This window comes from Streptomyces sp. NPDC006335, assembly GCF_040612795.1.
Taxonomy (GTDB): Bacteria; Actinomycetota; Actinomycetes; order Streptomycetales; family Streptomycetaceae; genus Streptomyces.
In genome coordinates, this window is record NZ_JBEXQX010000011.1 from 215417 (window position 1) to 235959 (window position 20543).

The 20543-nt window shown below is 71.4% G+C and carries 19 protein-coding genes; 14 read left to right on the forward strand and 5 right to left on the reverse strand.

Annotated elements, in window-relative coordinates; translation table 11 throughout:
* The 8 genes from ABZ098_RS28770 to ABZ098_RS28805 all read left to right on the forward strand — a co-directional run bounded on the left by ABZ098_RS28770 (nt 1) and on the right by ABZ098_RS28805 (nt 8304).
* Complete coding sequence (locus tag ABZ098_RS28770; RefSeq protein ID WP_356595965.1) at nt 1–2814, forward strand: NHLP bacteriocin export ABC transporter permease/ATPase subunit; 2814 nt, start codon at nt 1–3, stop codon at nt 2812–2814.
* A 144-nt stretch (nt 2815–2958) separates the two neighbouring features.
* Nucleotides 2959–4461 (forward strand): MFS transporter, encoded by a 1503-nt coding sequence (locus ABZ098_RS28775; protein ID WP_356595967.1) that lies wholly within the window; start codon nt 2959–2961, stop codon nt 4459–4461.
* A 174-nt stretch (nt 4462–4635) separates the two neighbouring features.
* The gene (locus ABZ098_RS28780) at nt 4636–5646 is read left to right on the forward strand and encodes a Ppx/GppA family phosphatase (RefSeq protein WP_356595969.1); all 1011 of its coding nucleotides are present in this window, start codon (nt 4636–4638) and stop codon (nt 5644–5646) included.
* Nucleotides 5647–5668: 22 nt separating this feature from the next.
* On the forward strand, nt 5669–5839 hold the full coding sequence (locus ABZ098_RS28785) for a hypothetical protein (RefSeq protein WP_356595971.1): 171 nt from the start codon (nt 5669–5671) through the stop codon (nt 5837–5839).
* A 57-nt stretch (nt 5840–5896) separates the two neighbouring features.
* The gene (locus ABZ098_RS28790; protein ID WP_356595973.1) at nt 5897–6910 is read left to right on the forward strand and encodes an iron-containing redox enzyme family protein; all 1014 of its coding nucleotides are present in this window, start codon (nt 5897–5899) and stop codon (nt 6908–6910) included.
* Nucleotides 6911–7597: a HemK2/MTQ2 family protein methyltransferase gene (locus tag ABZ098_RS28795; protein ID WP_356595974.1), complete on the forward strand. Its 687-nt coding sequence runs from the start codon at nt 6911–6913 to the stop codon at nt 7595–7597.
* Nucleotides 7578–7787, forward strand: coding sequence for a CDGSH iron-sulfur domain-containing protein (locus ABZ098_RS28800; RefSeq protein WP_356595976.1), 210 nt, complete (start codon nt 7578–7580; stop codon nt 7785–7787). The genes ABZ098_RS28795 and ABZ098_RS28800 overlap by 20 nt, the downstream gene beginning before the upstream one ends.
* 136 nt (nt 7788–7923) lie before the next feature.
* Complete coding sequence (locus ABZ098_RS28805; RefSeq protein ID WP_356595978.1) at nt 7924–8304, forward strand: STAS domain-containing protein; 381 nt, start codon at nt 7924–7926, stop codon at nt 8302–8304.
* A gap of 132 nt (nt 8305–8436) precedes the next feature.
* Here ABZ098_RS28805 and ABZ098_RS28810 read toward each other — a convergent pair whose 3' ends face one another.
* Nucleotides 8437–8865 (reverse strand): protease inhibitor, encoded by a 429-nt coding sequence (locus ABZ098_RS28810; RefSeq protein WP_356595980.1) that lies wholly within the window; start codon nt 8863–8865, stop codon nt 8437–8439.
* A gap of 322 nt (nt 8866–9187) precedes the next feature.
* Between ABZ098_RS28810 and ABZ098_RS28815 the strand changes: the two genes are divergently transcribed.
* The 3 genes from ABZ098_RS28815 (at nt 9188) to ABZ098_RS28825 (ending at nt 11831) form a co-directional block, all read left to right on the forward strand.
* Nucleotides 9188–9751, forward strand: a complete 564-nt coding sequence (locus ABZ098_RS28815) for a hypothetical protein (RefSeq protein ID WP_356595982.1) — start codon at nt 9188–9190, stop codon at nt 9749–9751.
* A 93-nt stretch (nt 9752–9844) separates the two neighbouring features.
* A complete protein-coding gene (locus ABZ098_RS28820; protein WP_356595984.1) occupies nt 9845–10603 on the forward strand; it encodes an alpha/beta hydrolase in 759 nt (252 codons plus the stop codon).
* A gap of 58 nt (nt 10604–10661) precedes the next feature.
* Nucleotides 10662–11831, forward strand: coding sequence for a lactate 2-monooxygenase (locus tag ABZ098_RS28825; protein WP_356595986.1), 1170 nt, complete (start codon nt 10662–10664; stop codon nt 11829–11831).
* 60 nt (nt 11832–11891) lie between these two features.
* Here the strand turns inward: ABZ098_RS28825 and ABZ098_RS28830 are convergent, their stop codons facing one another.
* The 3 genes from ABZ098_RS28830 to ABZ098_RS28840 all read right to left on the reverse strand — a co-directional run bounded on the left by ABZ098_RS28830 (nt 11892) and on the right by ABZ098_RS28840 (nt 14930).
* The gene (locus tag ABZ098_RS28830; protein ID WP_356595987.1) at nt 11892–13511 is read right to left on the reverse strand and encodes an RICIN domain-containing protein; all 1620 of its coding nucleotides are present in this window, start codon (nt 13509–13511) and stop codon (nt 11892–11894) included.
* 792 nt (nt 13512–14303) lie between these two features.
* Nucleotides 14304–14681, reverse strand: a complete 378-nt coding sequence (locus ABZ098_RS28835; RefSeq protein ID WP_307678969.1) for a toxin Doc — start codon at nt 14679–14681, stop codon at nt 14304–14306.
* Between the two features lie 3 nt (nt 14682–14684).
* The gene (locus ABZ098_RS28840) at nt 14685–14930 is read right to left on the reverse strand and encodes a hypothetical protein (RefSeq protein ID WP_007386605.1); all 246 of its coding nucleotides are present in this window, start codon (nt 14928–14930) and stop codon (nt 14685–14687) included.
* A 151-nt stretch (nt 14931–15081) separates the two neighbouring features.
* Between ABZ098_RS28840 and ABZ098_RS28845 the strand changes: the two genes are divergently transcribed.
* The 3 genes from ABZ098_RS28845 (at nt 15082) to ABZ098_RS28855 (ending at nt 18353) form a co-directional block, all read left to right on the forward strand.
* Entirely contained in the window at nt 15082–15822 is a 741-nt protein-coding gene (locus ABZ098_RS28845; RefSeq protein ID WP_356595990.1) for a 2OG-Fe(II) oxygenase, read from the forward strand.
* A 90-nt stretch (nt 15823–15912) separates the two neighbouring features.
* Complete coding sequence (gene sigJ, locus ABZ098_RS28850) at nt 15913–16827, forward strand: RNA polymerase sigma factor SigJ (RefSeq protein WP_356595992.1); 915 nt, start codon at nt 15913–15915, stop codon at nt 16825–16827.
* Nucleotides 16824–18353, forward strand: coding sequence for a cytochrome bc complex cytochrome b subunit (locus ABZ098_RS28855; protein WP_356595994.1), 1530 nt, complete (start codon nt 16824–16826; stop codon nt 18351–18353). Before sigJ ends, ABZ098_RS28855 begins: the two co-directional genes overlap by 4 nt.
* On the opposite strand, the gene ABZ098_RS28860 is transcribed toward ABZ098_RS28855, so the two are convergent.
* A complete protein-coding gene (locus tag ABZ098_RS28860; protein ID WP_356595995.1) occupies nt 18298–20541 on the reverse strand; it encodes a glycoside hydrolase family 9 protein in 2244 nt (747 codons plus the stop codon). The two genes, ABZ098_RS28855 and ABZ098_RS28860, sit on opposite strands and share 56 nt — an antisense overlap.
* Nucleotides 20542–20543 lie beyond the last annotated feature (2 nt).

Genomic DNA, 20543 nt, shown 5'->3' on the forward strand with positions numbered 1-20543 from the left:
ATGACTACCGCACACGAAGGGGACGTCGTCCTGGGCGCCCTCGGGCAGATGGGCACGCGCGTCGACTGCGCCGGATTCAGCCGCATCGACCTCGAAGGCCCACAGGTGCTGTGGCTGGTCGTGTCGGGGGCGGTGGACCTGTTCGCGGTGGATGCCGAACAGCAGGGCCACTGGCACCACCTGGGCCGTCTGGAGCCGGGCGCGCTGCTGCTCGGACCGGTGGCGGGCCCGCAGCACACCCTGGTCGCCCGGCCGCTCAGGGACTGTGTCGTGCACCGCATCGGCCTGCGCGAGCTGTACGAGCCGGCGCACACCCAGACGTGGTCGTACGACGAGTACGGCAACCCCCAGTACGTGCCGCCGACGACGAGCCCGCTGGAGTACGCCCTCGCGCTCGGCGTCGGCCGGAGCCTGTCGATCCTCTTCCAGGCGCCGATGGCCGACGAGCGGGCCGCCGCCCCGACCGACGACGACGTCTTCTGGATGCAGGTGCCGCCGGGCAGTGTGCAGTACGGCTCGCTGTACGGCGCCGAGGCGGCCGCCGACCTGCTGATGGACCCCGGGGTCTGGCAGTCCATGGTCGACCAGCAGTACCGGCTGCTGACCACCCTCGACCGCTGGATCGAGCAGCTGGAGCGCACGCACGAGACCCGCACGGCCGCCGGCATCAAGGCCGGTGAGGCGGTGCGTGCCCAGGCCGACCGGACACTGCTCGCGTCCATCGGCAGGTCGAAGCGGCGCGCGACGGCCGCCGACGCCGACGCGAGTTACGCGGCGTGCAAGCTGGTCGCCGACGCGGCCGGGATCCCGCTCGCCGAGAACGCGCACAGCGGCACCGAGAGCGATCGTCTCGACCCGGTCGAGCGGATCGCGCTCGCCTCCCGCGTCCGCATCAGGTCGGTACGCCTGGACGGGCGCTGGTGGCGGGACAACGTCGGCCCGCTGGTGGGCCACCGGGCCCTGTCGGGTGCGCCGGTCGCGCTGCTGTGGCGGCGCGGCGGCTATGTGGCCGTGCATCCGGCGACGGGCCGTGAGACGCCGATCGAGAAGGACAACGCGGAGGAGTTCGAGCCGCGCGCGGTGATGTTCTACCGCCCCTTGCCTGACCGGAGTTTGAGCCCGCTGGGGCTGGTCCGGTTCAGCATGCGCGGCACGGGCGGCGATATGACGAACCTGCTGCTCAGCGGTCTGGTGACGGTGGCGATCGGCGCGCTGGTCCCCATCGCGACGGGCAAGGTGCTCGGCGAGTTCGTGCCGAAGGCGCAGACCGCTCTGATCGTGCAGGTGTGTCTGGCCGTGATGGTCAGCGGTGTGGTGACGGCGGCCTTCATGCTGCTGCAGAACCTCACCATGCTGCGCCTGGAGGGCCGTATCGAGGCGACCCTCCAACCGGCCGTCTGGGACCGGCTGTTGAGGCTGCCGACGAAGTTCTTCACCGAGCGCTCGACCGGTGAGCTGGCCAGTCAGGCCATGGGCATCAGCTCGATCCGCCGGATGATGGCGGGCATCGGTCCGACGGTCGCCCAGTCGGTGACAGTCGGCGCGATGAACCTGGGTCTGCTGTTCTGGTACAGCGTCCCGATGGCGATGGCGGCGATCGGCATGCTCGTCGTCATCGCGGCCGGCTTTCTCGGCCTGGGGCTGTGGCAGGTGCGCTGGCAGCGGCGGCTGGTGGTGCTCGGCAACAAGCTGAACAACCAGGCCTTCCAGACCCTGCGCGGGCTGCCCAAGCTGAGGGTCGCGGCGGCGGAGAACTACGCGTACGCGGCCTGGGCCTCGGAGTTCGCCCGCAGCCGCGAGCTCCAGCAGAAGGTGGGCCGGATCAAGAACCTCACCTCGGTGATGGGATCGGTCTATCTCCCGCTGTGCACCCTGCTGATGTTCATGCTGCTGGCGGGCCCGGCGCGCGGTTCGATGTCGGCGGCGGAGTTCCTGACCTTCAACACCTCGGTGACGATGCTGCTGACCGCGGTCACCTCGCTCACCGGCGCCTTCGTCTCGGCGGTCGCCGCACTCCCCCTCTTCGAGGAGATCAAGCCGGTCCTGGAGGCGCAGCCGGAGGTCCGTACCGCGAGCACCCGGCCGGGGCCGCTCACCGGGGCGATGGAGGCCCGCAGGCTCTCCTTCCGCTACTCCGACGACGGCCCCCTGATCCTGGACGACGTGTCCTTCGAGATCCGGCCCGGCGAGTTCGTGGCGATCGTCGGCCCGAGCGGCTGCGGCAAGTCGACCCTGCTCAGGCTGCTGATCGGCTTCGACCGCCCGGTCTCCGGGAGTGTCCTGTACGACGGCCAGGACCTGGCCGCGCTCGACCAGTCGGCGGTGCGCCGGCAGTGCGGTGTCGTCCTGCAGCACGCCCAGCCGTTCACCGGGTCGATCCTGGACGTCATCTGCGGCACCGAGCCCTACACACCGGAGGAGGCGATGGCGGCGGCCGCGATGGCGGGGCTCGCGGAGGACATCCAGCGGATGCCGATGGGGCTGCACACCATCGTCTCGGGCAGCGGGGCGATCTCCGGCGGCCAGCGCCAGCGGCTCATGATCGCCCAGGCGTTGATCCGCAGGCCGCGCATCCTCTTCTTCGACGAGGCGACCAGCGCCCTGGACAACGACACCCAGCGCACGGTCATCGAGTCCACGAAGGCCCTGAACGCCACCCGGATCGTCATCGCCCACCGGCTGTCCACGGTGCTGGACGCCGATCGCGTGATCGTGATGGAGAACGGCAAGGTCGCCCAGCAGGGACCGCCCGCGCAGCTCCTCGCGGACACGGGCGGGCGGCTGCACGAGCTGGTGCGGCGGCAGATGGCGTAGGAGTGACCGCGCGGCGCGGCGCGTCGAGCCCGGCCTCTCAGCGAAACTTTGCCGTTTCGTTCGGCGTGGTCTAATCTCGTCGAGTACGAAACCGTTTCGTTCTGAAGCGGGAAGCGTCCAGCCGACTTTCCCTGGAGTTGCCCCATGTCCGAGCAGACCCTGACCGAGAGCGGGCGGGAAGGTGCCGTCGAGCCACCGGCCGACGCCTCGGCCAAGCGCTGGTGGATCCTCGCCGTCGTCGCGCTCGCCCAGCTCATGGTGGTCCTCGACGCCACCATCGTGAACATCGCCCTCCCCTCGGCCCAGGCCGACCTCGGCTTCTCCGACGGCAACCGGCAGTGGATCGTGACGGCCTACGCGCTGGCGTTCGCCTCCCTGCTGCTGCTCGGCGGCCGCATCGCCGACCTCTTCGGCCGCAAGACGGCCTTCCTCGTCGGGGTCGTCGGCTTCGCGGCCGTCTCCGCGCTCGGCGGTGCCGCCACCAACTTCGAGATGCTGGTCACCGCCCGTGCCCTGCAGGGCGCCTTCGGCGCGCTCCTCGCACCGGCCGCCCTCTCCCTGCTCAACACGACCTTCACCGACGCCCGCGAGCGGGCCAGGGCGTTCAGCGTCTACGGCGCCATAGCCGGCGCCGGTGGAGCGGTGGGCCTGCTGCTCGGCGGGGTCCTGACCGACGCGCTCGACTGGCGCTGGACGCTGTACGTCAACGTCGTCATCGCCGTCGTCGCCTTCGCGGGCGGCTGGCTGCTGCTGCACAACCACCGTGACGCCGCGAACTCCAAGCTGGACGTCCCCGGCACCCTGCTGGTCGCCGCCGGGCTCTTCTCCCTGGTCTACGGCTTCTCCAACGCCGAGACGCACGACTGGGGCTCCCCCCAGACCTGGGGCTTCCTGATCGCGGGCGGAGTGCTGGTGGCCGCCTTCGCCTGGTGGCAGACCCGCGCCGCGCACCCGCTGCTGCCGCTGCGCATCCTGCTGGACCGCAACCGGGCGGCCTCCTTCCTGGCCGTGCTGATCTCCGGCGGCGGCATGTTCGGGGTCTTCCTCTTCCTCACCTACTACCTCCAGCTCAACCTGGGCTTCAGCCCGACCAGGACGGGTGCGGCCTTCCTGCCGATGGTCGCCGCACTGATGGTCGCGGCCCAGGTCAGCACCACGATGCTGGTCCCCCGCATCGGGCCCAAGGTGGTCATCCCGCTGGGCTTCGCGGTCGCCGCGGCCGGCATGGCCTGGCTGACCGGGATCGGCGTCGGTTCCAGCTACCTGTCCGCCGTGCTGCCGCAGCTCATCGTGACCGGCTTCGGCCTCGGTCTGGTCATGCCGCCGGCCATGCAGCTCGCCACCGGCGGGGTCGCGGCCGAGGACGCGGGAGTCGCCTCCGCCACCGTCAACGCCATGCAGCAGGTGGGCGGTTCGATCGGTACGGCCCTCCTGAACACGCTGGCCGCGAGCGCCGCCACCGACTACCTGGTCGGCAAGGACCCGACGAACAAGCTGGTCCAGGCCGGGGCGACGATCGAGAGCTACACCACCGCCTTCTGGTGGTCGGCGGGCCTCTTCGCCGTCGGCGCGCTGATCACCTTCGCGCTCTTCCGCCGCGGGGTGCCGGAGCAGGACCCGGACGCCGCACCCGTCGTCCACATGTAGCCGCCGCGGCAGGAGCCGCCGAACACAAGGGCCGCCGTCAGCAGGGAGACGGCGGCCCTCGCCTGTCCTCCACGGGCGCGATGCCGACCGGTGGTGTCCGACCGGTGGCTGAGAGCGACGCCCTGTGGGAGCGCCGAACGTTGGAACGGGACCTGTGTGGGTACCCACAGGGCCATGCGAATAAGCGTGGTGGATGTGGGGTCGAACACGGTCCGTCTGGTGGTGGCGGACGCCGAGGACGGGGTGCCATTGCCGGTGCACACCGCGAAGTGGAGGCTGAGACTCGCGGATCATGTGCGGCCGGGCGGTCCGGTGCCCGAACAGGCCGTGGAACGGCTGGTGGAGGCGGTGGAAGACGCCGGCCGGACCGCCGCCAGATGGGGCGCGGCCAAACCGCTGGCCTTCGCGACGGCGATCGTACGCTCCGCCCCGAACCGCCAGGAGGTGCTGCGCACCGTCCGCACCCGGACCGGCGTCGGGCTGTACACCCTGCCGGGCGAGGTGGAGGCGGAGCTCACGTTTCTCGGGGCGCGGCGCTGGATGGGCTGGCGGGCGGGGCCGCTCGCGCTGTTCGACATCGGCGGCGGGTCGCTCGAAGTCGCCTTCGGACGCGGCCGGTTGCCGGACTACGTGGCCTCGCTGCCGCTGGGTGCGGGCCGGCTGACCCATGAGTTCTTCGAGGGGCAGGACCCGCCGCCCCCGGAGGCGGTGCGGGCGCTTCGCCGTAAGGTGCGCCATCAGTTGCGGGACGTGGCGTCACGTATCCGCTGGGAGGGCCCGCGCACCGCGGTGGCGACCTCACGCACCTTCGAGCAGTTGGGGCGACTGTGCGGGACCCCGCCCGGGCGGCGCGGACCGTTCGTGGAACGCCGGATGCACCGGGCCGACCTGCGGGAGGCCGTCGAGTGCCTGGCCGCCCTCCCGGCCGCGCGGCGGGCCGAACTGCCCGGCATCTCCGCTCCGCGCGCCGCGCAGAGCTTGGCCGGGGCCGTCGTGGGGCACACGGCGATGAAGCTGACCGGGGTCAGGACCGTCACCATCTGTCCCTGGGCGATCCGCGAGGGGGTCCTGCTGCGGCACATCGAGGACGGTCCCTCCTGGTGGGCCGAGATCGCCCGCCGCAACGAGGAGAACATCGCCCCCGCCGAGCCGGTGCCCCTGCGCATCGCGTCCGCCACCACCTGAACGAGAGAACGAGGAGACAGCCGTGACGGAGAAGAAGCAGAAGCCCGACACCGCCCTGGACGAGGTCCTGCGCGAGTTCGAGGACGCCGAGACGCGCGTCCGGAACACCGACGAGAAGCGGGCGCACAGGGGCGAGGACGGGGACGCGATCACCCCCAATGAGCGCGCCCAGGAGGAGTCCGCGGGAGAGTGACCCGCACCGTCCCGGGCGAGGGCGGGTGATCCGCCGCCGCCCGGGTACCCGGGCGCCATGCCTCAGGACCCTCGAGAACCACAGCTACCCCCGGCCCGGGGCCCGGTCTCCGCCGCAGTCCAGGAGTACCTGCTCGGCGCGGGACCGCTGCCGTCTCACGAGACCGTCGAAGCGGCGGACGTGTACGGCGACGATCTCCAGCTGGCCCTCTACATCTGTTACGAACTGCACTACCGCGGCTTCGCGGGCGTCTCCGGCGACCACGAGTGGGACCCTGACCTGCTGCGCGCCAGGGCGGCGCTGGAACACCGCTTCCTGTCCGCCCTGCGCCGGGACACCGCGGTCCACGACAGCGTCGAGGACGCGCTCGCCGCACTCCTCGTGGAACCGGTCGACGGCACCGGAGTCAGCCATTTCCTGAGCAAGGAGGGCGAACTGCGGCACGTGCGTGAGTACGCGGCCCAGCGCTCGCTCTACCACCTCAAGGAGGCCGACCCGCACGCGTGGGTGCTGCCGCGGCTGTGGGGGCGGGCGAAGGCGGGCATGGCGGCCGTGGAGTTCGACGAGTTCGGCGGCGGCCGTCCCGACCGCGTCCACGCCCAGCTCTTCGCGAACCTGATGACGGACCTGCGCCTGGACACGACGTACGGGCACTACCTGGACGCGGCCTGCGCGGAGATGCTCGCGACGGTGAACCTCATGTCCCTGCTGGGCCTGCACCGCAGCCTGCGCGGAGCCCTCGTGGGCCATTTCGCGGCCGTCGAGATCACCTCCTCCCCCGGCTCCCGGCGCCTCGCCGAGGCGATGCGCCGCACCGGCGCGGGACCGGCCGCCGAGCACTTCTACGACGAGCACGTCGAGGCCGACGCCGTCCACGAGCAGGTCGTGCGCCACGAGGTGATCGGCGGTCTGCTGGCCGAGGAGCCGCACCTCGCCGCCGACGTCGCCTTCGGTATCGACGTCACCGGACACGTCGAGGACCGCCTCGCGGACCGCCTCCTGCGCGACTGGGCGCAGGGGCGTTCGTCCCTGCGCACACCACTCGCTTCCGAAATCCACCATATTTCCTGAATGCCGGGGTACTTGGGCGAAGTGAGATCACTGATTCCCCCTCTGGTCCTTCCCGGTGTGTACAGCCCGCAGGAGGACACCGAGCTGCTGGCCGGAGCCCTGTCCGAAGAGCCGCTGCCACCCGGCGCGCACGTCCTGGACGTGGGCACCGGAACCGGTGCTCTCGCTCTCCAGGCGGCCCGCCGGGGCGGCCGGGTGACCGCGGTCGACGTGTCGTGGCGGGCGGTGTGCACCGCCCGGGCGAACGCCTGGCTGACGGGCTCGTCGGTCCGGGTCCGGCGCGGGAACCTCTTCCACCCCGTGCGGAACGAGTCGTTCGACCTCATCCTGAGCAATCCGCCGTACGTGCCGGCGCCGACGGGTGTCCGGCCACCGCGCGGAAGGGCCCGGGCCTGGGACGCGGGCCACGACGGGCGGTTCGTGCTGGACCGCGTCTGCCGGGAGGCACCCGCCCTGCTGCGCCCCGGCGGAGTACTGCTGATCGTGCACTCCGAACTGAGCGACTCGGGACGGACGGTGGGACACCTGCGCGAGGCCGGTCTGAAGGCCGCCGTGACCCGCCGTCACCGCATCGCGTTCGGGCCGGTGCTGCGTACGCGTGAGAACTGGCTGCGTCAGCGCGGTCTGCTGTCCGCCGCCGACAAGAAGGAAGAGCTGGTGGTCGTCCGTGCCGAACTCCCCCTCTGACTCCGACCAGCCGTGCCGCATCCGGGTCCAGCACCGCGGCCCCCTGCTCGTGGAGGGCCCCGTGCAAGTGGAGCTGGAGGACGGCACGACGGTCTCCTCCGACCGCTTCCGGGTGGCCCTGTGCACCTGCCGCCGCAGTCGCCGCTACCCGTGGTGCGACACCAGTCACCGGGAGCGGACCCGTTCATAGACAGGAAGTCAAAGCAATAGACACAAATTCACCGGGTCGAGTGAACCAGCTGAAGCGGGCCCCGCTGGGTGGATGGCCCGGGCCGCCGCGGGGTAACTACCGGGATCGAATGCTCCCTCGCCCAGGTGGAGCGGCCATGACGCCGGAGCCCGAGGACCGCGCTCCCGAAACGCCCGCGGCGAACCCGTATGCCCGCACCCTGGTGAACGACGGCTTCACGGTGGTCGAGGCCGTCGGTGAGATCGACCTGGCGACGGCGGGATTCCTCGCGGAGCATCTGGACGCGGCGACCGCGTCCGGCCGGCCGGACGTACTGGTCGACCTGCGGCGCGTCGAGTTCTTCGACTGCTCGGGCCTGCGGGTGCTCTGCCGCGCCGAGTCCCGGGCCCAGCAGCGTGGCGGCCGACTGCGCGTGGTCACGGACGGACCGCGTCTGCACCGGCTGCTGCGCTCGTCCGGTCTGTGGCACCGCTTCCCCCCGCTCCTCGCGTTTCCGGAGTTGCCGGGCAGGCAGTGACCCGAAGGTCCGGCGGACGGCCCCACTCCGTCCGCCGGCCCTCGGTGCGGGATCACGGGCTTCCGTGAGAGGGGCGGCACTCCCCAACTGCGGGCCCCTCGGGCAGATCACGGGCACCACGCGACCCCGGTCTCAGAAGGCGAAGACGGTCCCGTAGGAGCTCTTCACGCACTCGTTGGCGAAGGTCTGCTCGTAGGAGACACGCTCGCCCCGCCAGACACCGTCGACGGTGACCACCACGGGGTTGTACTCCCTGGTGCACAGGACGTCGGAACGGGGCCCGAGAGCACCGAAGTCCCCTCCGGCGGCGCGCAGTTCGGCGCAGGCCGCGGTCGCGGCCGGATGGGTGCCCGAGGAGGTCGGGGCACAGGTCAGGGTCACGGCCCGTTCCGGGGTGACGGTGGCGGCGCTCTCGCCGTGGCCGAGGGTCAGCACGAGGGCCGACGGAGCGTAGAGACCAGAAGCGGCGGCGGGTTCGGCGAGAGCGGCCCCGGTCAGGGGTCCGCAGACGGCGGTGGCCGTGAGGCCGAGGGTCGCTGCCCAGCGCGCGGTGTTCCGCATTGTGTGCATCCTTCCGCTGGATTCGAGGGTGTGCCGTCCGACTCGGTCGGTGCCGGAGCGGCGAGCGCGAGTCTGCCGAGTCCTGGCCACAACTTCACATCGACCCCACAGCTTTCAGTAACCTTGCGTGTTGAATCAGTGGCGCGAAGTCACGTCATCCGAACACCAGAGCCCCGCAACGGCACGGTTCTTGATCGCCGGATCCGGCCGTATGGCCTGATTACCCCGCCTCGGCAATAGGCCTGAAACATTCCGCTTCAGCCGTCGGCGCACACCGCCACGACCCCTTGCGTTCATGACGCGGTGGAGTAATCGTTATTACATGATTACCGAAGAACAGCGAGAGAAGCTGCGCGGCTGGTTCACCGGCCGGTTGCCCGACGGCCTCTTCGAGGCCCTGGTCGAGGTGGTCGCCGACCGCGAGGAGATCACCGTCATCGGCCGCATCCCCGGCCCCCGGCTCGCCGAGGACGTCTCGGCCGCCGAGCGGGAGGCGGCCGTACAGGGCCGGATCGAGGAGTTCCGGGAGCGCACCCGGGAGGACCGCGTCGAGGTGGCCCGCGAGGCCGAGCACAAGTTCCGCCGCAAGGTGTCCTGGGGCGTGGAGTGCGACGGCGAGCGCGCCCTGTTCACGCATGTGGCCGCGCCCGTGATGACCCGGCTGCGCCAGCCCGAACGCCAGGTCCTGGACACCTTGATCGCCGGCGGGGTCGCCCGCAGCCGCAGTGACGCGCTCGCCTGGTGCGTCCGGCTGGTCCAGCGGCACACCGACGACTGGCTCGCCGAACTGCGCGAGTCCCTGGAGCACGTCCAGCGGGTGCGGGAGCGGGGGCCGGACGGCGAGGGGGTGGCCGATCCCTCCCCCGGGGACCCGGAGGACGGGTAAAGCGTTTACCGGCAGGGGCACTTGGACGGCCGGGGAGTCGGCGCCGAGCCCCCGGCCCGGGGAGTCGCCGACACCGTCGGATACGTTGCGGGCATGACTCATTTCGTACTCGTGGCAGGGGCGAGGCTCGGGGCGTCGGCGTGGGACGAGGTGGCGGACGAGCTGCGCGCGGCCGGGCACCAGCCGCATCCCCTGACGCTGTCGGGGCTCGCGGAGAAGCGGGGTGTCCCCGCGGGACAGCAGACCCATGTGCGGGACATCGTGGACGAGGTCGAGCGCCTCGACCTGCGCGAGGTGGTGCTCGTCGGGCACAGCTACGCGGGCGTGCCCGTGGGACAGGCGGCGGAGCGGATCGGCGACCGGCTCGCGCGGGTGGTGTTCGTGGACTCCAGCGTGCCCGTCGACGGGGAGTCGTTCCTGTCGGGCTGGCCGAGCGACCACGTCCGCCGGCAGATCGCGGAGAACGACGGCTTCTGGCCACTGGTGAGCCCGGACCACTTTGCCGACCACGACCTGACGGACGAGCAGATCGCCCGGATCATCGACCGCTCGTCCCCGCACCCGGGCGCCACGCTCACCGAACCGGCCGTCCTCGCCCGCCCCCTGGGCGAACTCCCGGCGACGTACATCCAGTGCCTCCTCGACGACGACGAGGAGGAGCCGATGCCCGTCGTGGCGGAGCTGCTGAAGAGCGAGCACTGGGAGCTGGTCGAGATGAACACCGGCCACTGGCCGATGTTCTCCCAGCCGGCCGAACTGGCCCGGATCCTGGCCGAGTCCGCCTCGACAGCGGCCCGTCACGCCTCGGCAGCGGCCCGTCAGTCCGCCTCGACGGCGGCCCGTCCCTCCTGACCGGCGGCCGCCCACCGATATCGTCGGCGCACCCGACGAGGAGAGGCGGTTCGGACGGATGGCCAAGCACTGGGCGGACTTCCAGTACGAGATCTATCTGAACGGGATGTCGGGCGCGGTGCCCCGGTTGCCCACCGACCTGACCCGGCTGGAGGAGCTCACCGAGCAGCGCCTCGGCCCGGGCCCGGTGGGCTATGTGGCGGGCAGCGCGGGCGACGGCAGTACGGCGCGGGCGAACCGGGCGGCGCTGGAGCGGCACCGGATCGTCCCGCGCATGCTGCGGGACGTCCACGAACGCGACCTGTCCGTCGAGGTGTTGGGCCGCCCGCTGCCCGCCCCGCTGGCCCTCGCGCCGGTCGGCGTCCTGTCGATCATGCACCCGGAAGCGGAGCCGGCGGCGGCCCGGGCTGCGGCGGCACAGGGCGTGCCCTACATCCTGTCGTCCGCCTCCAGCACCCCGATGGAGCAGGTCGCCGAGGCGATGGGGGACGCCGAGCGCTGGTTCCAGCTCTACTGGCCCAAGGACCCGCAGGTGGCCCTGAGCTTCCTGGACCGGGCGAAGGCGGCCGGGTTCACGGTCCTGGTCGTCACCCTGGACACCCCGCTGCTGTCCTGGCGGCCCCGCGATCTCGACCAGGCGTACCTGCCGTTCCTGCACGGCGTGGGCACCGCCAACTACTTCTCCGACCCGGCCTTCCGGGCGGGACTGGCCAAGCCGGTGCACGAGGACCCGAACGCGGCCGTGCTGCACTTCGTCGGCATGTTCGCGGACCCCGGCAAGACCTGGCCCGACCTCGCCCTGCTCAGGGAGCACTGGGACGGGCCGATCGTCCTCAAGGGCGTCCTGCACCCGGACGACGCCCGCCTGGCGGCAGACGCCGGGATGGACGGGGTCGTGGTGTCCAACCACGGCGGGCGGCAGGTCGCCGGGGCGGTCGCGGCGGCCGACGCGCTGCCGCGGGTGGTGGAGGCGGTCGGCGACCGGCTGACCGTGCTCTTCGACAGCGGTGTCCGCACCGGCGACGACGTCTTCAAGGCCCTCGCGCTCGGCGCCCGCGCGGTACTCCTCGGACGGCCCTACGTCTACGGCCTCGGCCTGGACGGGCAGGCGGGCGTCGAGCACGTGATCCGCTGCCTGCTCGCGGAGCTGGACCTCACGCTCGCCCTCTCGGGCCACGCGAGCCCGGCCACGGTCGGCCCCGACGACCTCGTGACGGACCCCGCCTGAGGGGAGGCCTCCGCGAAGAGAGGCCTCCCTGCCGTCGGCGGCCCCGGGGGGGGACCGTCCCTAGACCCGGTTCCTGAGGTCCGCGGGTCGGGCCTGCGGGGCCTCGCTCCCGGTGACCGACAGCGAGCCGGGACTGGCGGTCGAGGCGGCGTCGGTCAGCCACCGCTGCTGGTCCGAGCGGTCGCGCACCTTGACGACGACATCGGCGCCCGGGTCTTCCGCGGTGGGGGCGAGGGCGAGCTGCTCGTCCCAGCGGGGCAGTAACTCCCCCTGCACGGTGAGGTCGTAGCGCACGTCGGCGGCCCGCTTCGCCTTCGCGTCGGCGCATGTGCCGAGGACGACCACGCCCGCGTCCACGTGCGAGTCCAGGCACAGCTCGGGATCCGCCTCGCTGCGCAGCAGACCGTCCACCCCGTACGACCACTGCTGGGTCCGCTCGGTCGAGCAGGCCGCGAGTTCGGTGCCGGCGCCCGCCTTCGCCGTGCCCCGGATGTCGAGGCAGAGGTCGGCGGCGGCGTTGCGCAGCCGGGTCACCGCCGGCGCGGTGGGCAATTGGGCGGTGCCCGGGGGTCGGGAGTCGGCGCCCGGGGCCGTGCCACCGCCGGTGGTGGCGCTGGTCGAGGCGGCGGGGTCGGCGCCGCCGTCGTGCGACCACAGCCCGGCGGCGAGCATGGCCGCGAGGAGGCCGGCGGAGGTGAGTCCCACTCCGGTGAGCAGGGTCCGTGAGGAGCGCAGGCCCCCGCCCTCGCCGGGGTCGCGGCGGCCGGGAGCGGGGAGGCGCGCGAGGATCCGGCGGCGGCCCGCGCCGTGCCGGCCTGCCCCCCGGCCGCGGGCCGGCGTCTGGGGCGTACGCCCGGCGCGCAGTTCGAGATAGCGGCGGGCACCCCAGCCCAGCACCGCCTCGGCGATCAGTACGCCCAAGCCGCCCTCGAAAAAGCTCAGTTGTTCCGCGGCGGAACGGCAGTAGCGGCACTCGGCGAGATGCTGCTGGACATCCGGCAGGAGGGCTCCGCCCCGGCGAATGGGAACGTCGAGGAGGCGGTTGTAGAAGCGGCAATCCTTCGTCGGGGCGAGTTCCCGATGGGCATGTACACACCCTTCGCGGAATTTTTCACGCGCCTGCTCGAGCGCGGCCGACGCCGTGTCGGCATCCATGCCGAGGAGTGCGGCGGGCACGGCTATCGACTCCGCCTCCACCTCGGTGTGCCAGAGCAGGCATCGGGCGAGTCCCGGGAGGGACTGGAATGACCGCTCGGCGAGCTTGCGGTTTTCGGGTGTCATGGACTTCGCGGCCCGCATTCCGCGGCCGCCGTTCGGTTTCATCAGGTCCGGCAGAACACCGGTCGTCCGGTCCTCGGCCGTCCACTCCTTGACCGTGTCCCGCACGGCCACAAGGGTTCTGGGGCGCAGCGCGAGGGCCGGTTCACCGAGCGCCAGTCGGTCCAGGACCTGGTGAAAGGCGGCCGCGGCCACCATCGAGGCGGTCTCGGACTGGGAGGCGAGGCAGATGACCGCGTAGTCCTGCGCCGGTTTCCAGTGGCGTGCCATGAGCAGCGCGACGGCCTGGGCGGCCTCGCCGTCGGGACGGCCCCTGAGCCGGGCGGCGAGATCCTCGTCGGATTCCCCGGAGGCACCGCCGGGCGGCGGGTAAGGAGGGAGTGGCGGGTGGGGGGTTGGCACTGAGCGGGTTTCCTTCCCACAGACATGGGACTCACAGAAGTTCTCCTGCCGAAAAGGAGTGCCGAAGGGGCATCCCTTTTGGGCGCGAGGGTGGGAAGCACGAATTCGCCGACGCCCCTCCGCCCCGGTTCCCCACGGGACGAATGCGACCCGGCCCTTGCCCCCCACACAGGTGGTTCACCCTTGCACAAGTCACTCATGGCCAACAAGGCGCTTGGGCAACATCCGCGTCATTCGGCAGATAGTCAGATGGAGCCGCAACTGCGTGCGTTCGCACCGGCTTTCGACATTCCATGCGCCCCGTGTGAAACCCGCGCACGCGCCGGAGCGCCGCGCACGCTCCCTCCTCGCGGGGGCAGGTAGTCCACTGGAGACGGCCCTTCTCGGAGGCCCCGCACGGGACGGCGGCTCTCCCGCGCGAAACCCCGGCCGCCGACCCCGTTCCTCCCGCCCTCGGTCGGCGGCCCCGGGGGCGAGGTGGTCGGCGTCCGGCCGGGGCACCCCGATCGAATGCCGGAGCCGGGGAACTCCCCTCCGATTCGGCACCAGGGGCGCCCCATCCGCCTCCGGACCAGGCACACCCCGATCCGACTCCGGACCAAGGGCACCGGCCATCCACGCCCGGAACCGGCGCGCACCCCTATCCGACTCCGGGCCAAGGGCACCCCCATCCGCCTCCGGAGCCGGTGCGCACCCCCAACCGCCACCAGACCAGGCACACCCCCATCCCGACTCCGGACCAGGGACACCGCCAACCACCTCCGGTCAACCCGTCCGCGTGACCCGGTGTCCTCAGATCTGCCAGGAGCGCAGCCGGTCGGCCGCGCCGTACACGTCGGCCTTGCCGGAGATCAGATCGCGGGCCAGGTCGACGAGGGCCCCGTAGGGCGGGTCGATGCCGACGCCGCTGACGAACATGTAGGCCACGGCGGTGGCACAGGCGAAGCGGGCGTTGGCCGACGGTAAGGGCTTGAGCAGGGCCAGGGTGTGCAGGAGGGCGGCCGCGCGCCAGGCCGGGTCGGAGTCGACGCCGAGGCGGGGCGGGTCGACGCGGTGCCGGGCGACGGCGGCGACGAGGGCCGAGAAGTCGTTGATCGTGGGCTGGTCGGGCAGGACCTCTTCGTGCCGCTGGAGCAGCCAGGGCACGTCGATGTGGACCACGGGAGCCATCGGTCAGCCGACCCGCCCCGCACCCTTGGCGGCCGGTTCATCCTCGGGGAAGGCGGCGGCGAACTCATCGGCGTGGGCGGAGAAGAACCGCCGGAACGCCTCCGCGCCCTCCTGCAGGGCCCGGTGCCGGGCGATGTCGGCCGCGGCGGCCTCCCGCACGAGGGCCTTCATCGACGTACCGCGCTCCTTGGCGATCTGCCGCAGGTCCTCTAGCTCGCGATCGCTGAACTCCACGTTGAGAGCTGGCATGACTTCACGGTACCGCGCGGGTACTCGACCGTAAATACGCCCAGCTCAAGACGGGCCTCAGGCGGTACCGGAGAGGTCCGAGCACGGTGTCCGATTCCCGCCGGACGAGCGGGGGGCGGCGTCCCACACTCGAAGGCGAGGAGGAAACGACATGACAGTCACCCCCGACCCGGCAGTCACCCCCGACCTGGCCGCCACCAGGGTCGCCGAGACCGACTGGGACGCCCTGGCCGCCGAGTTGGACGCGCACGGCTGCGCGCCGACGGCACCGCTGCTGACACGGGCCGAGTGCCGGGAGCTGACGGCGCTGTACGACAAGCCGGAGCTGTTCCGGACCACCGTGGACATGGCCCGCCACCGCTTCGGATCGGGCGAGTACCGCTACTTCACCCATGACCTGCCCGCACCGGTCGCCGCCCTGCGCGCCGTGCTCTACCCCCGCCTGCTGCCCGTCGCCCGGGGCTGGGCGGCCCGTCTCGGACGCCCCGCCCCCTGGCCGGACTCGCTGGAGGAGTGGCTGGAGCGCTGTCACGCGGCCGGCCAGGACCGCTCGGCACAGATCCTGCTGCGCTACACAGCGGGTGACTGGAACGCGCTGCACCGGGACGTCTTCGGCGACCTGGTCTTCCCGCTCCAGGTGGTGATCGGACTCGACGAGTACGGCACCGACTACACCGGCGGCGAGTTCATGATGGTCGAGCAGCGGCCGCGGGCGCAGTCCCGGGGCACGGCGACGGTCCTCCCCCGGGGCCACGGCGTGGTCTTCACGACCCGCGACCGGCCGGTGCGCACGAAGCGCGGCTGGTCCGCCGGGGCGATGCGGCACGGGGTGAGCGTCGTGCGCTCCGGCCGGCGGCACACGCTGGGGATGGTCTTTCATGACGCCTCCTGAATGAGGCGTGGATCACATTTCGGCGCCGGATGTCACATTCCGGGGCCGCCGGGCCTCGCAGTAGTGAGCGCTACTGGGAGGCCACACAAGATGTCCGAGATACCCGATCCCGACGCCGAGGCGGCGACCGGTGTCTTCGTCGAACACCGGGAGCTGTTGTTCGGCGTCGTCTACAACATGCTGGGCAGCGTCGCCGACACCGAGGACGTGCTCCAGGACACATGGTTGTCGTGGTCGCGCCGGGGCGTGGACGGGGTCGACAACCCCCGCGCCTATCTGGTGCGGATCGCGGTGAACCACACACTCCAGCGCCGGGCGGTGGTCAGCCGCCGCCGGGAGACCTATGTCGGCCCGTGGCTGCCCGAGCCGCTGGTCGCCGACGAGGACGGCGCGGACGACCCCGCGCTGCGGACCGAGTCCGTGTCGCTGGCGCTGCTGGTGGTCCTGGAGTCGCTGTCCCCGCTGGAACGCGCGGTGTTCGTGCTGCACGAGGTGTTCGGGTACGCCCACACCGAGATCGCGGAGATCCTCGACCGCACCCCGGCCGCCGTACGGCAGGTGGCGCACCGCGCGCGGGCCCATGTGCACGCCCGCCGTCCGCTGTACGAGGCGCACCCCCGGGTCCGCCGGGAGGCGACGGAACGTTTCGTCCGGGCCGCTGTCGGCGGGGACATCGCGGAGCTGATGGAGATCCTCGCGCCGGACGTGACGGTGTGGACGGACGGCGGCGGCAAGCGCAGGCCGACGGCGCTGCGCCCGGTGCACGGCCGCGACAAGGCGGTACGGCTGCTCGCCGGTTACGCGAAGCGGGGCGGGGCGCGCACACCCGGTCTGGAGCTGCGCTACCGCCGGGTCAACGGCGACGACGCGGCAGTGCTGTTCCAGGGCGACGCGCCCTACGCGGTGATCGTCATGGACCTCACCCCGGAGGGCGACCGGGTCCGCGGCCTCTTCGTCGTCAGCAATCCCGACAAACTCACGCATGTGCAGAAGGAGGAGGCGTGACCGCCACCGAACGCCGGGCCGATCCGGCGAAGGGCGAGCGGCTGTCCGGCTGGCTCGACGGACGGCTCGGCACCCGCACCCTGGGCGCGAAGTACCTGCGCAAGGTCTTCCCGGACCACTGGTCCTTCCTGCTCGGCGAGATCTGCCTGTACAGCTTCGTCGTGCTGATCCTGACCGGGGTCTGGCTGACGCTGTTCTTCCATCCCTCCATGAACGAGGTGACGTACCACGGCAGTTACACGCCCCTGAACGGGGTGCGCATGTCGGAGGCGTACGCCTCGACGCTCGACATCAGCTTCGACGTGCGCGGCGGCCTGCTGATCCGGCAGCTGCACCACTGGTCGGCGCTGATCTTCGTGGCCGGGATGCTCACGCACATGATGCGGCACTTCTTCACCGGCTCGTTCCGCAAGCCGCGCGAGGTCAACTGGCTGTTCGGCTGGTCCCTGCTGTTCCTCGGCCTCTTCGAGGGCCTGTTCGGCTACTCGCTGCCGGACGACCTGCTGTCCGGCACCGGCCTCAGGTTCGTCTACGGCGCCACCCTGTCGGTGCCGATCGTCGGGACGTACCTCGCGATGTTCCTGTTCGGCGGCGAGTTCCCCGGCCATGACATCGTGGCCCGCTTCTACTCGCTGCACATCCTGGTGATCCCCGGCATCATGGCGGCCCTGGTGGTGGCCCACCTGATCCTGGTCGTCTACCACAAGCACACCCAGTTCGCGGGTCCCGGAAAGACCGAACGCAACGTGGTCGGCACGCCGTTCTTCCCCGTGTACCTGGCGAAGGCCGGCGGGTTCTTCTTCCTGGTGTTCGGGGCGCTCACGCTCATCGCGGCGGTGGCGTCCATCAACCCGGTCTGGTCGTACGGCCCCTACCGTGCCGACCAGGTCTCCACGGGCGCCCAGCCGGACTGGTACCTGGGCTTCGCCGAGGGGCTGGTGCGAGTGATGCCGGGCTGGGAGATCACCCTGTGGGGCCACACGCTGATCCTCGGGGTCCTCGTCCCGGTCGTGATCTTCCCTCTCCTCCTCGTGTTCATCGGCGTCTACCCGTTCCTGGAGGCCCGGTTCACCAAGGACAAGCGGGAGCACCACCTGCTGGACCGTCCGCGCAACCGTCCGGTCCGTACGGCGATCGGCGCGTCCTGGATCAGCCTGTACCTGATCCTGCTGGCGGGCGGCGGCAACGACATCGTGGCCACCCGGCTGCATCTGTCGATCAACACGGTCACCTGGGCCGTGCGGATCGGGATGTTCGTGGTCCCGGTGGTCGTCTTCGTCGCCACCCGGCGCATCTGCCTGGGCCTGCAACTCCGGGACCGGGAGCTGGTGTTGCACGGCCGGGAGACCGGCCTGATCAAGCGGCTGCCGCACGGCGAGTACGTCGAGGTGCACCAGCCGCTCGATCAGGCCCGGCTCCACACGCTCACCGCGCACGAACGGCCCGGTGAGCTGGTGGAGCATGCTCAGGTCAGCCTTGATCCGCCACGAACGACGCCATCCGGGTCAGGGCGGAGTTCCAGTTGATCGTGTGTTCGTTGGTCGACCAGGACTGGATGTCGTCGATGTAGCAGAACTGGCCGACGCAGCCCTGGAGTTTGCTCTGCGCGTAGGGGTCCTGGATGCCTGAGTTCGCTCCGCCGGCCAGGGTCCCCTTCGGCGGGTTCGGCTGCTTCGGGTCGAGCTGGTGGGCGTACCACCGGGCGTGCTGGTTGTGGGAGTTGACCTCGCCGTAGCCGGTCACGTACGACATGTTCAGCGCGTTGCGGCCGAAGATGTAGTCGATGCCCTGGAGCGCGCCGTCCCGGTACTTCGAGGCGCCGGTGATGTCGTAGGCGGTGGCGATGACGATCCCGTTGTGCAGGATCTGGTGGTTGGAGCCCCAGTCGTAGAGGTTGCCCTCCGGGGCGTACGGCATCCCGTACGGGTGGGCGTTCAGCGTGGCCAGGTAGCGGTCGGCGCCCTTGACGACGGACTGGCGGACCTTGTCCCGGCCGGGCAGCTTGCTCGGTACGGTCGCCAGGTCCAGCCGGGCCGCGGCCGCCGTGCGGGCCCAGTCGTAGCCGACGGGGGTGAAGATGTCGGCGGTGTGGACGGGGGACGCGAGCACACGGTCCTGGAACGCCTTCTCCCCCGTGGTGAGGTACAGCTCGGCCGCCGCCCAGTAGAACTCGTCGGTGACGTTGTTGTCGGCGTAGGTGCCGCCTCCGACGCCGTCGCTCTCCGAGGCGTACAGGTCGGGGTGGGCGAGTGCCGCGGTCCAGGCCTTGCGGGCGGCCGCCAGGGCCTTCGCCGCGAACGCCTTGTCGTACGGCTTGTACAGGCGGGCGGCCTGCGCGGCCGTCGCGGCGAGGTTCAACGTCGCGGCGGTGGACGCCGGGTGCAGTTCACGCTTCTGCGGGTCCTCGCTCGGCATCAGGGGCAGGCCGGTCCACTGCTCGTCGTGGATCTTGTGGTGGGCCATCCCGGCCAGCGGCTGCCCGTCCGGCACCTGCATCTTCAGCAGGAACTCCAGCTCCCAGCGGGCCTCGTCGAGGATGTCGGGCACCTTGTTGCCGCTCTCGGGGATGGCGAGGGTGCCGTCGCCGAGCTTCGCCGGCTGTCCGGTGCGGGCCAGCAGCTCGCGTTCGTAGGTGCTGAGCACCTCCCAGGTGGAGATGCCGCCGTTGACGACGTACTTGCCGTGGTCGCCGGCGTCGTACCAGCCGCCGGTGACGTCGAGGGTGTAGTCGCACACGCCGGGCTGGCAGGGCACGTCCTTGTCGCCCTGGTTGGGGGCGACGTTCACGTGACCGGCGGCGCGGCCGTAGCCGGGGCGCAGGTCGTCGCGGATCGCGGTGCCGCTGCGCTGGGTGTAGTAGTACTTCGCCGCGTCGAGGCGGAGCTGCTCGTAGGCGCCCGCGCCGATGTCGAAGGGCCGACTGGTCTCGCCGTCCGCGACCAGGGTGAGGCCCGCGCCGCGCTTCTTGTAGGCGCCGAAGTCGATGGAGTGGACGTTCTGCCCCGAGGAGGCGTCGGTGCCGCGCGGCACGGTCCAGCCGTGGGCGACGACGGTCCCCGAGGCGCTCTTCAGCTGCCAGGGCAGCTTCGTGGTGGCGTCGGTGACCAGCGTCGCGTTCTTCGGCCCCGCGGGCAGGTAGGCGACCTGGTTGACCCGCACGCGCGGTCCGGTGTCGGGCTCGTACACCTCGGGCGGGACCCCGCCCAGCAGGGAGGCGTTGTCCATGCAGAAGCGGAACGGGTCGGTGCCGCCGCCGAGTTGGAAGCCGACCTGGCCCTGGGCGGTGTCCACGGGCGAGGTGAACGTGTAGGAGTAGGAGTTCCCGGACACGCTCAGCTGTGGGCTCACCTCGAAATAGGTGTCGTAGGGCGCCACTTGCAGCCCCACGATCGCCCGCACGACATGCCCTTCGGGCGAACCCTTCGCGGTGAAGGAGAACTTGTACGACTCCCCCTTCACCAGAGTGACGTCGTTCTGGCCGACGGCGGCGTCCCAGCGGTTGGCGGTGCCGCCCGGCACGTCCGCGCAGAGCTGTCCGTCGGACACGCCCGCGGTCACGTTGCTGGTCGTCCACCAAGGCTCGGTGGCGGTGTCGAAGGTGCCGTTCTTGAGCTGCTCGACCTCGTCGGCGGCGGCCGGGGAGACGGGTGAGGCCACAAGTGCCGCGCCCAGCAGGGCGGTCAGGGACAACAGGGCGGTTCTGCGTCTGTTCACGT

What these genes read in the sequence shown, in the direction of transcription:
- ABZ098_RS28770 (WP_356595965.1), top strand. Translation starts at nt 1, where the DNA reads ATGACTACCGCACACGAAGGGGACGTCGTCCTGGGCGCCCTCGGGCAG.
- ABZ098_RS28775 (WP_356595967.1), top strand. Translation starts at nt 2,959, where the DNA reads ATGTCCGAGCAGACCCTGACCGAGAGCGGGCGGGAAGGTGCCGTCGAG.
- ABZ098_RS28780 (WP_356595969.1), top strand. Translation starts at nt 4,636, where the DNA reads ATGCGAATAAGCGTGGTGGATGTGGGGTCGAACACGGTCCGTCTGGTG.
- ABZ098_RS28790 (WP_356595973.1), top strand. Translation starts at nt 5,897, where the DNA reads ATGCCTCAGGACCCTCGAGAACCACAGCTACCCCCGGCCCGGGGCCCG.
- ABZ098_RS28795 (WP_356595974.1), top strand. Translation starts at nt 6,911, where the DNA reads ATGCCGGGGTACTTGGGCGAAGTGAGATCACTGATTCCCCCTCTGGTC.
- ABZ098_RS28805 (WP_356595978.1), top strand. Translation starts at nt 7,924, where the DNA reads ATGACGCCGGAGCCCGAGGACCGCGCTCCCGAAACGCCCGCGGCGAAC.
- ABZ098_RS28810 (WP_356595980.1), bottom strand. Translation starts at nt 8,865, where the DNA reads ATGCGGAACACCGCGCGCTGGGCAGCGACCCTCGGCCTCACGGCCACC.
- ABZ098_RS28815 (WP_356595982.1), top strand. Translation starts at nt 9,188, where the DNA reads ATGATTACCGAAGAACAGCGAGAGAAGCTGCGCGGCTGGTTCACCGGC.
- ABZ098_RS28820 (WP_356595984.1), top strand. Translation starts at nt 9,845, where the DNA reads ATGACTCATTTCGTACTCGTGGCAGGGGCGAGGCTCGGGGCGTCGGCG.
- ABZ098_RS28825 (WP_356595986.1), top strand. Translation starts at nt 10,662, where the DNA reads ATGGCCAAGCACTGGGCGGACTTCCAGTACGAGATCTATCTGAACGGG.
- ABZ098_RS28835 (WP_307678969.1), bottom strand. Translation starts at nt 14,681, where the DNA reads ATGGCTCCCGTGGTCCACATCGACGTGCCCTGGCTGCTCCAGCGGCAC.
- ABZ098_RS28840 (WP_007386605.1), bottom strand. Translation starts at nt 14,930, where the DNA reads ATGCCAGCTCTCAACGTGGAGTTCAGCGATCGCGAGCTAGAGGACCTG.
- ABZ098_RS28845 (WP_356595990.1), top strand. Translation starts at nt 15,082, where the DNA reads ATGACAGTCACCCCCGACCCGGCAGTCACCCCCGACCTGGCCGCCACC.
- sigJ (WP_356595992.1), top strand. Translation starts at nt 15,913, where the DNA reads ATGTCCGAGATACCCGATCCCGACGCCGAGGCGGCGACCGGTGTCTTC.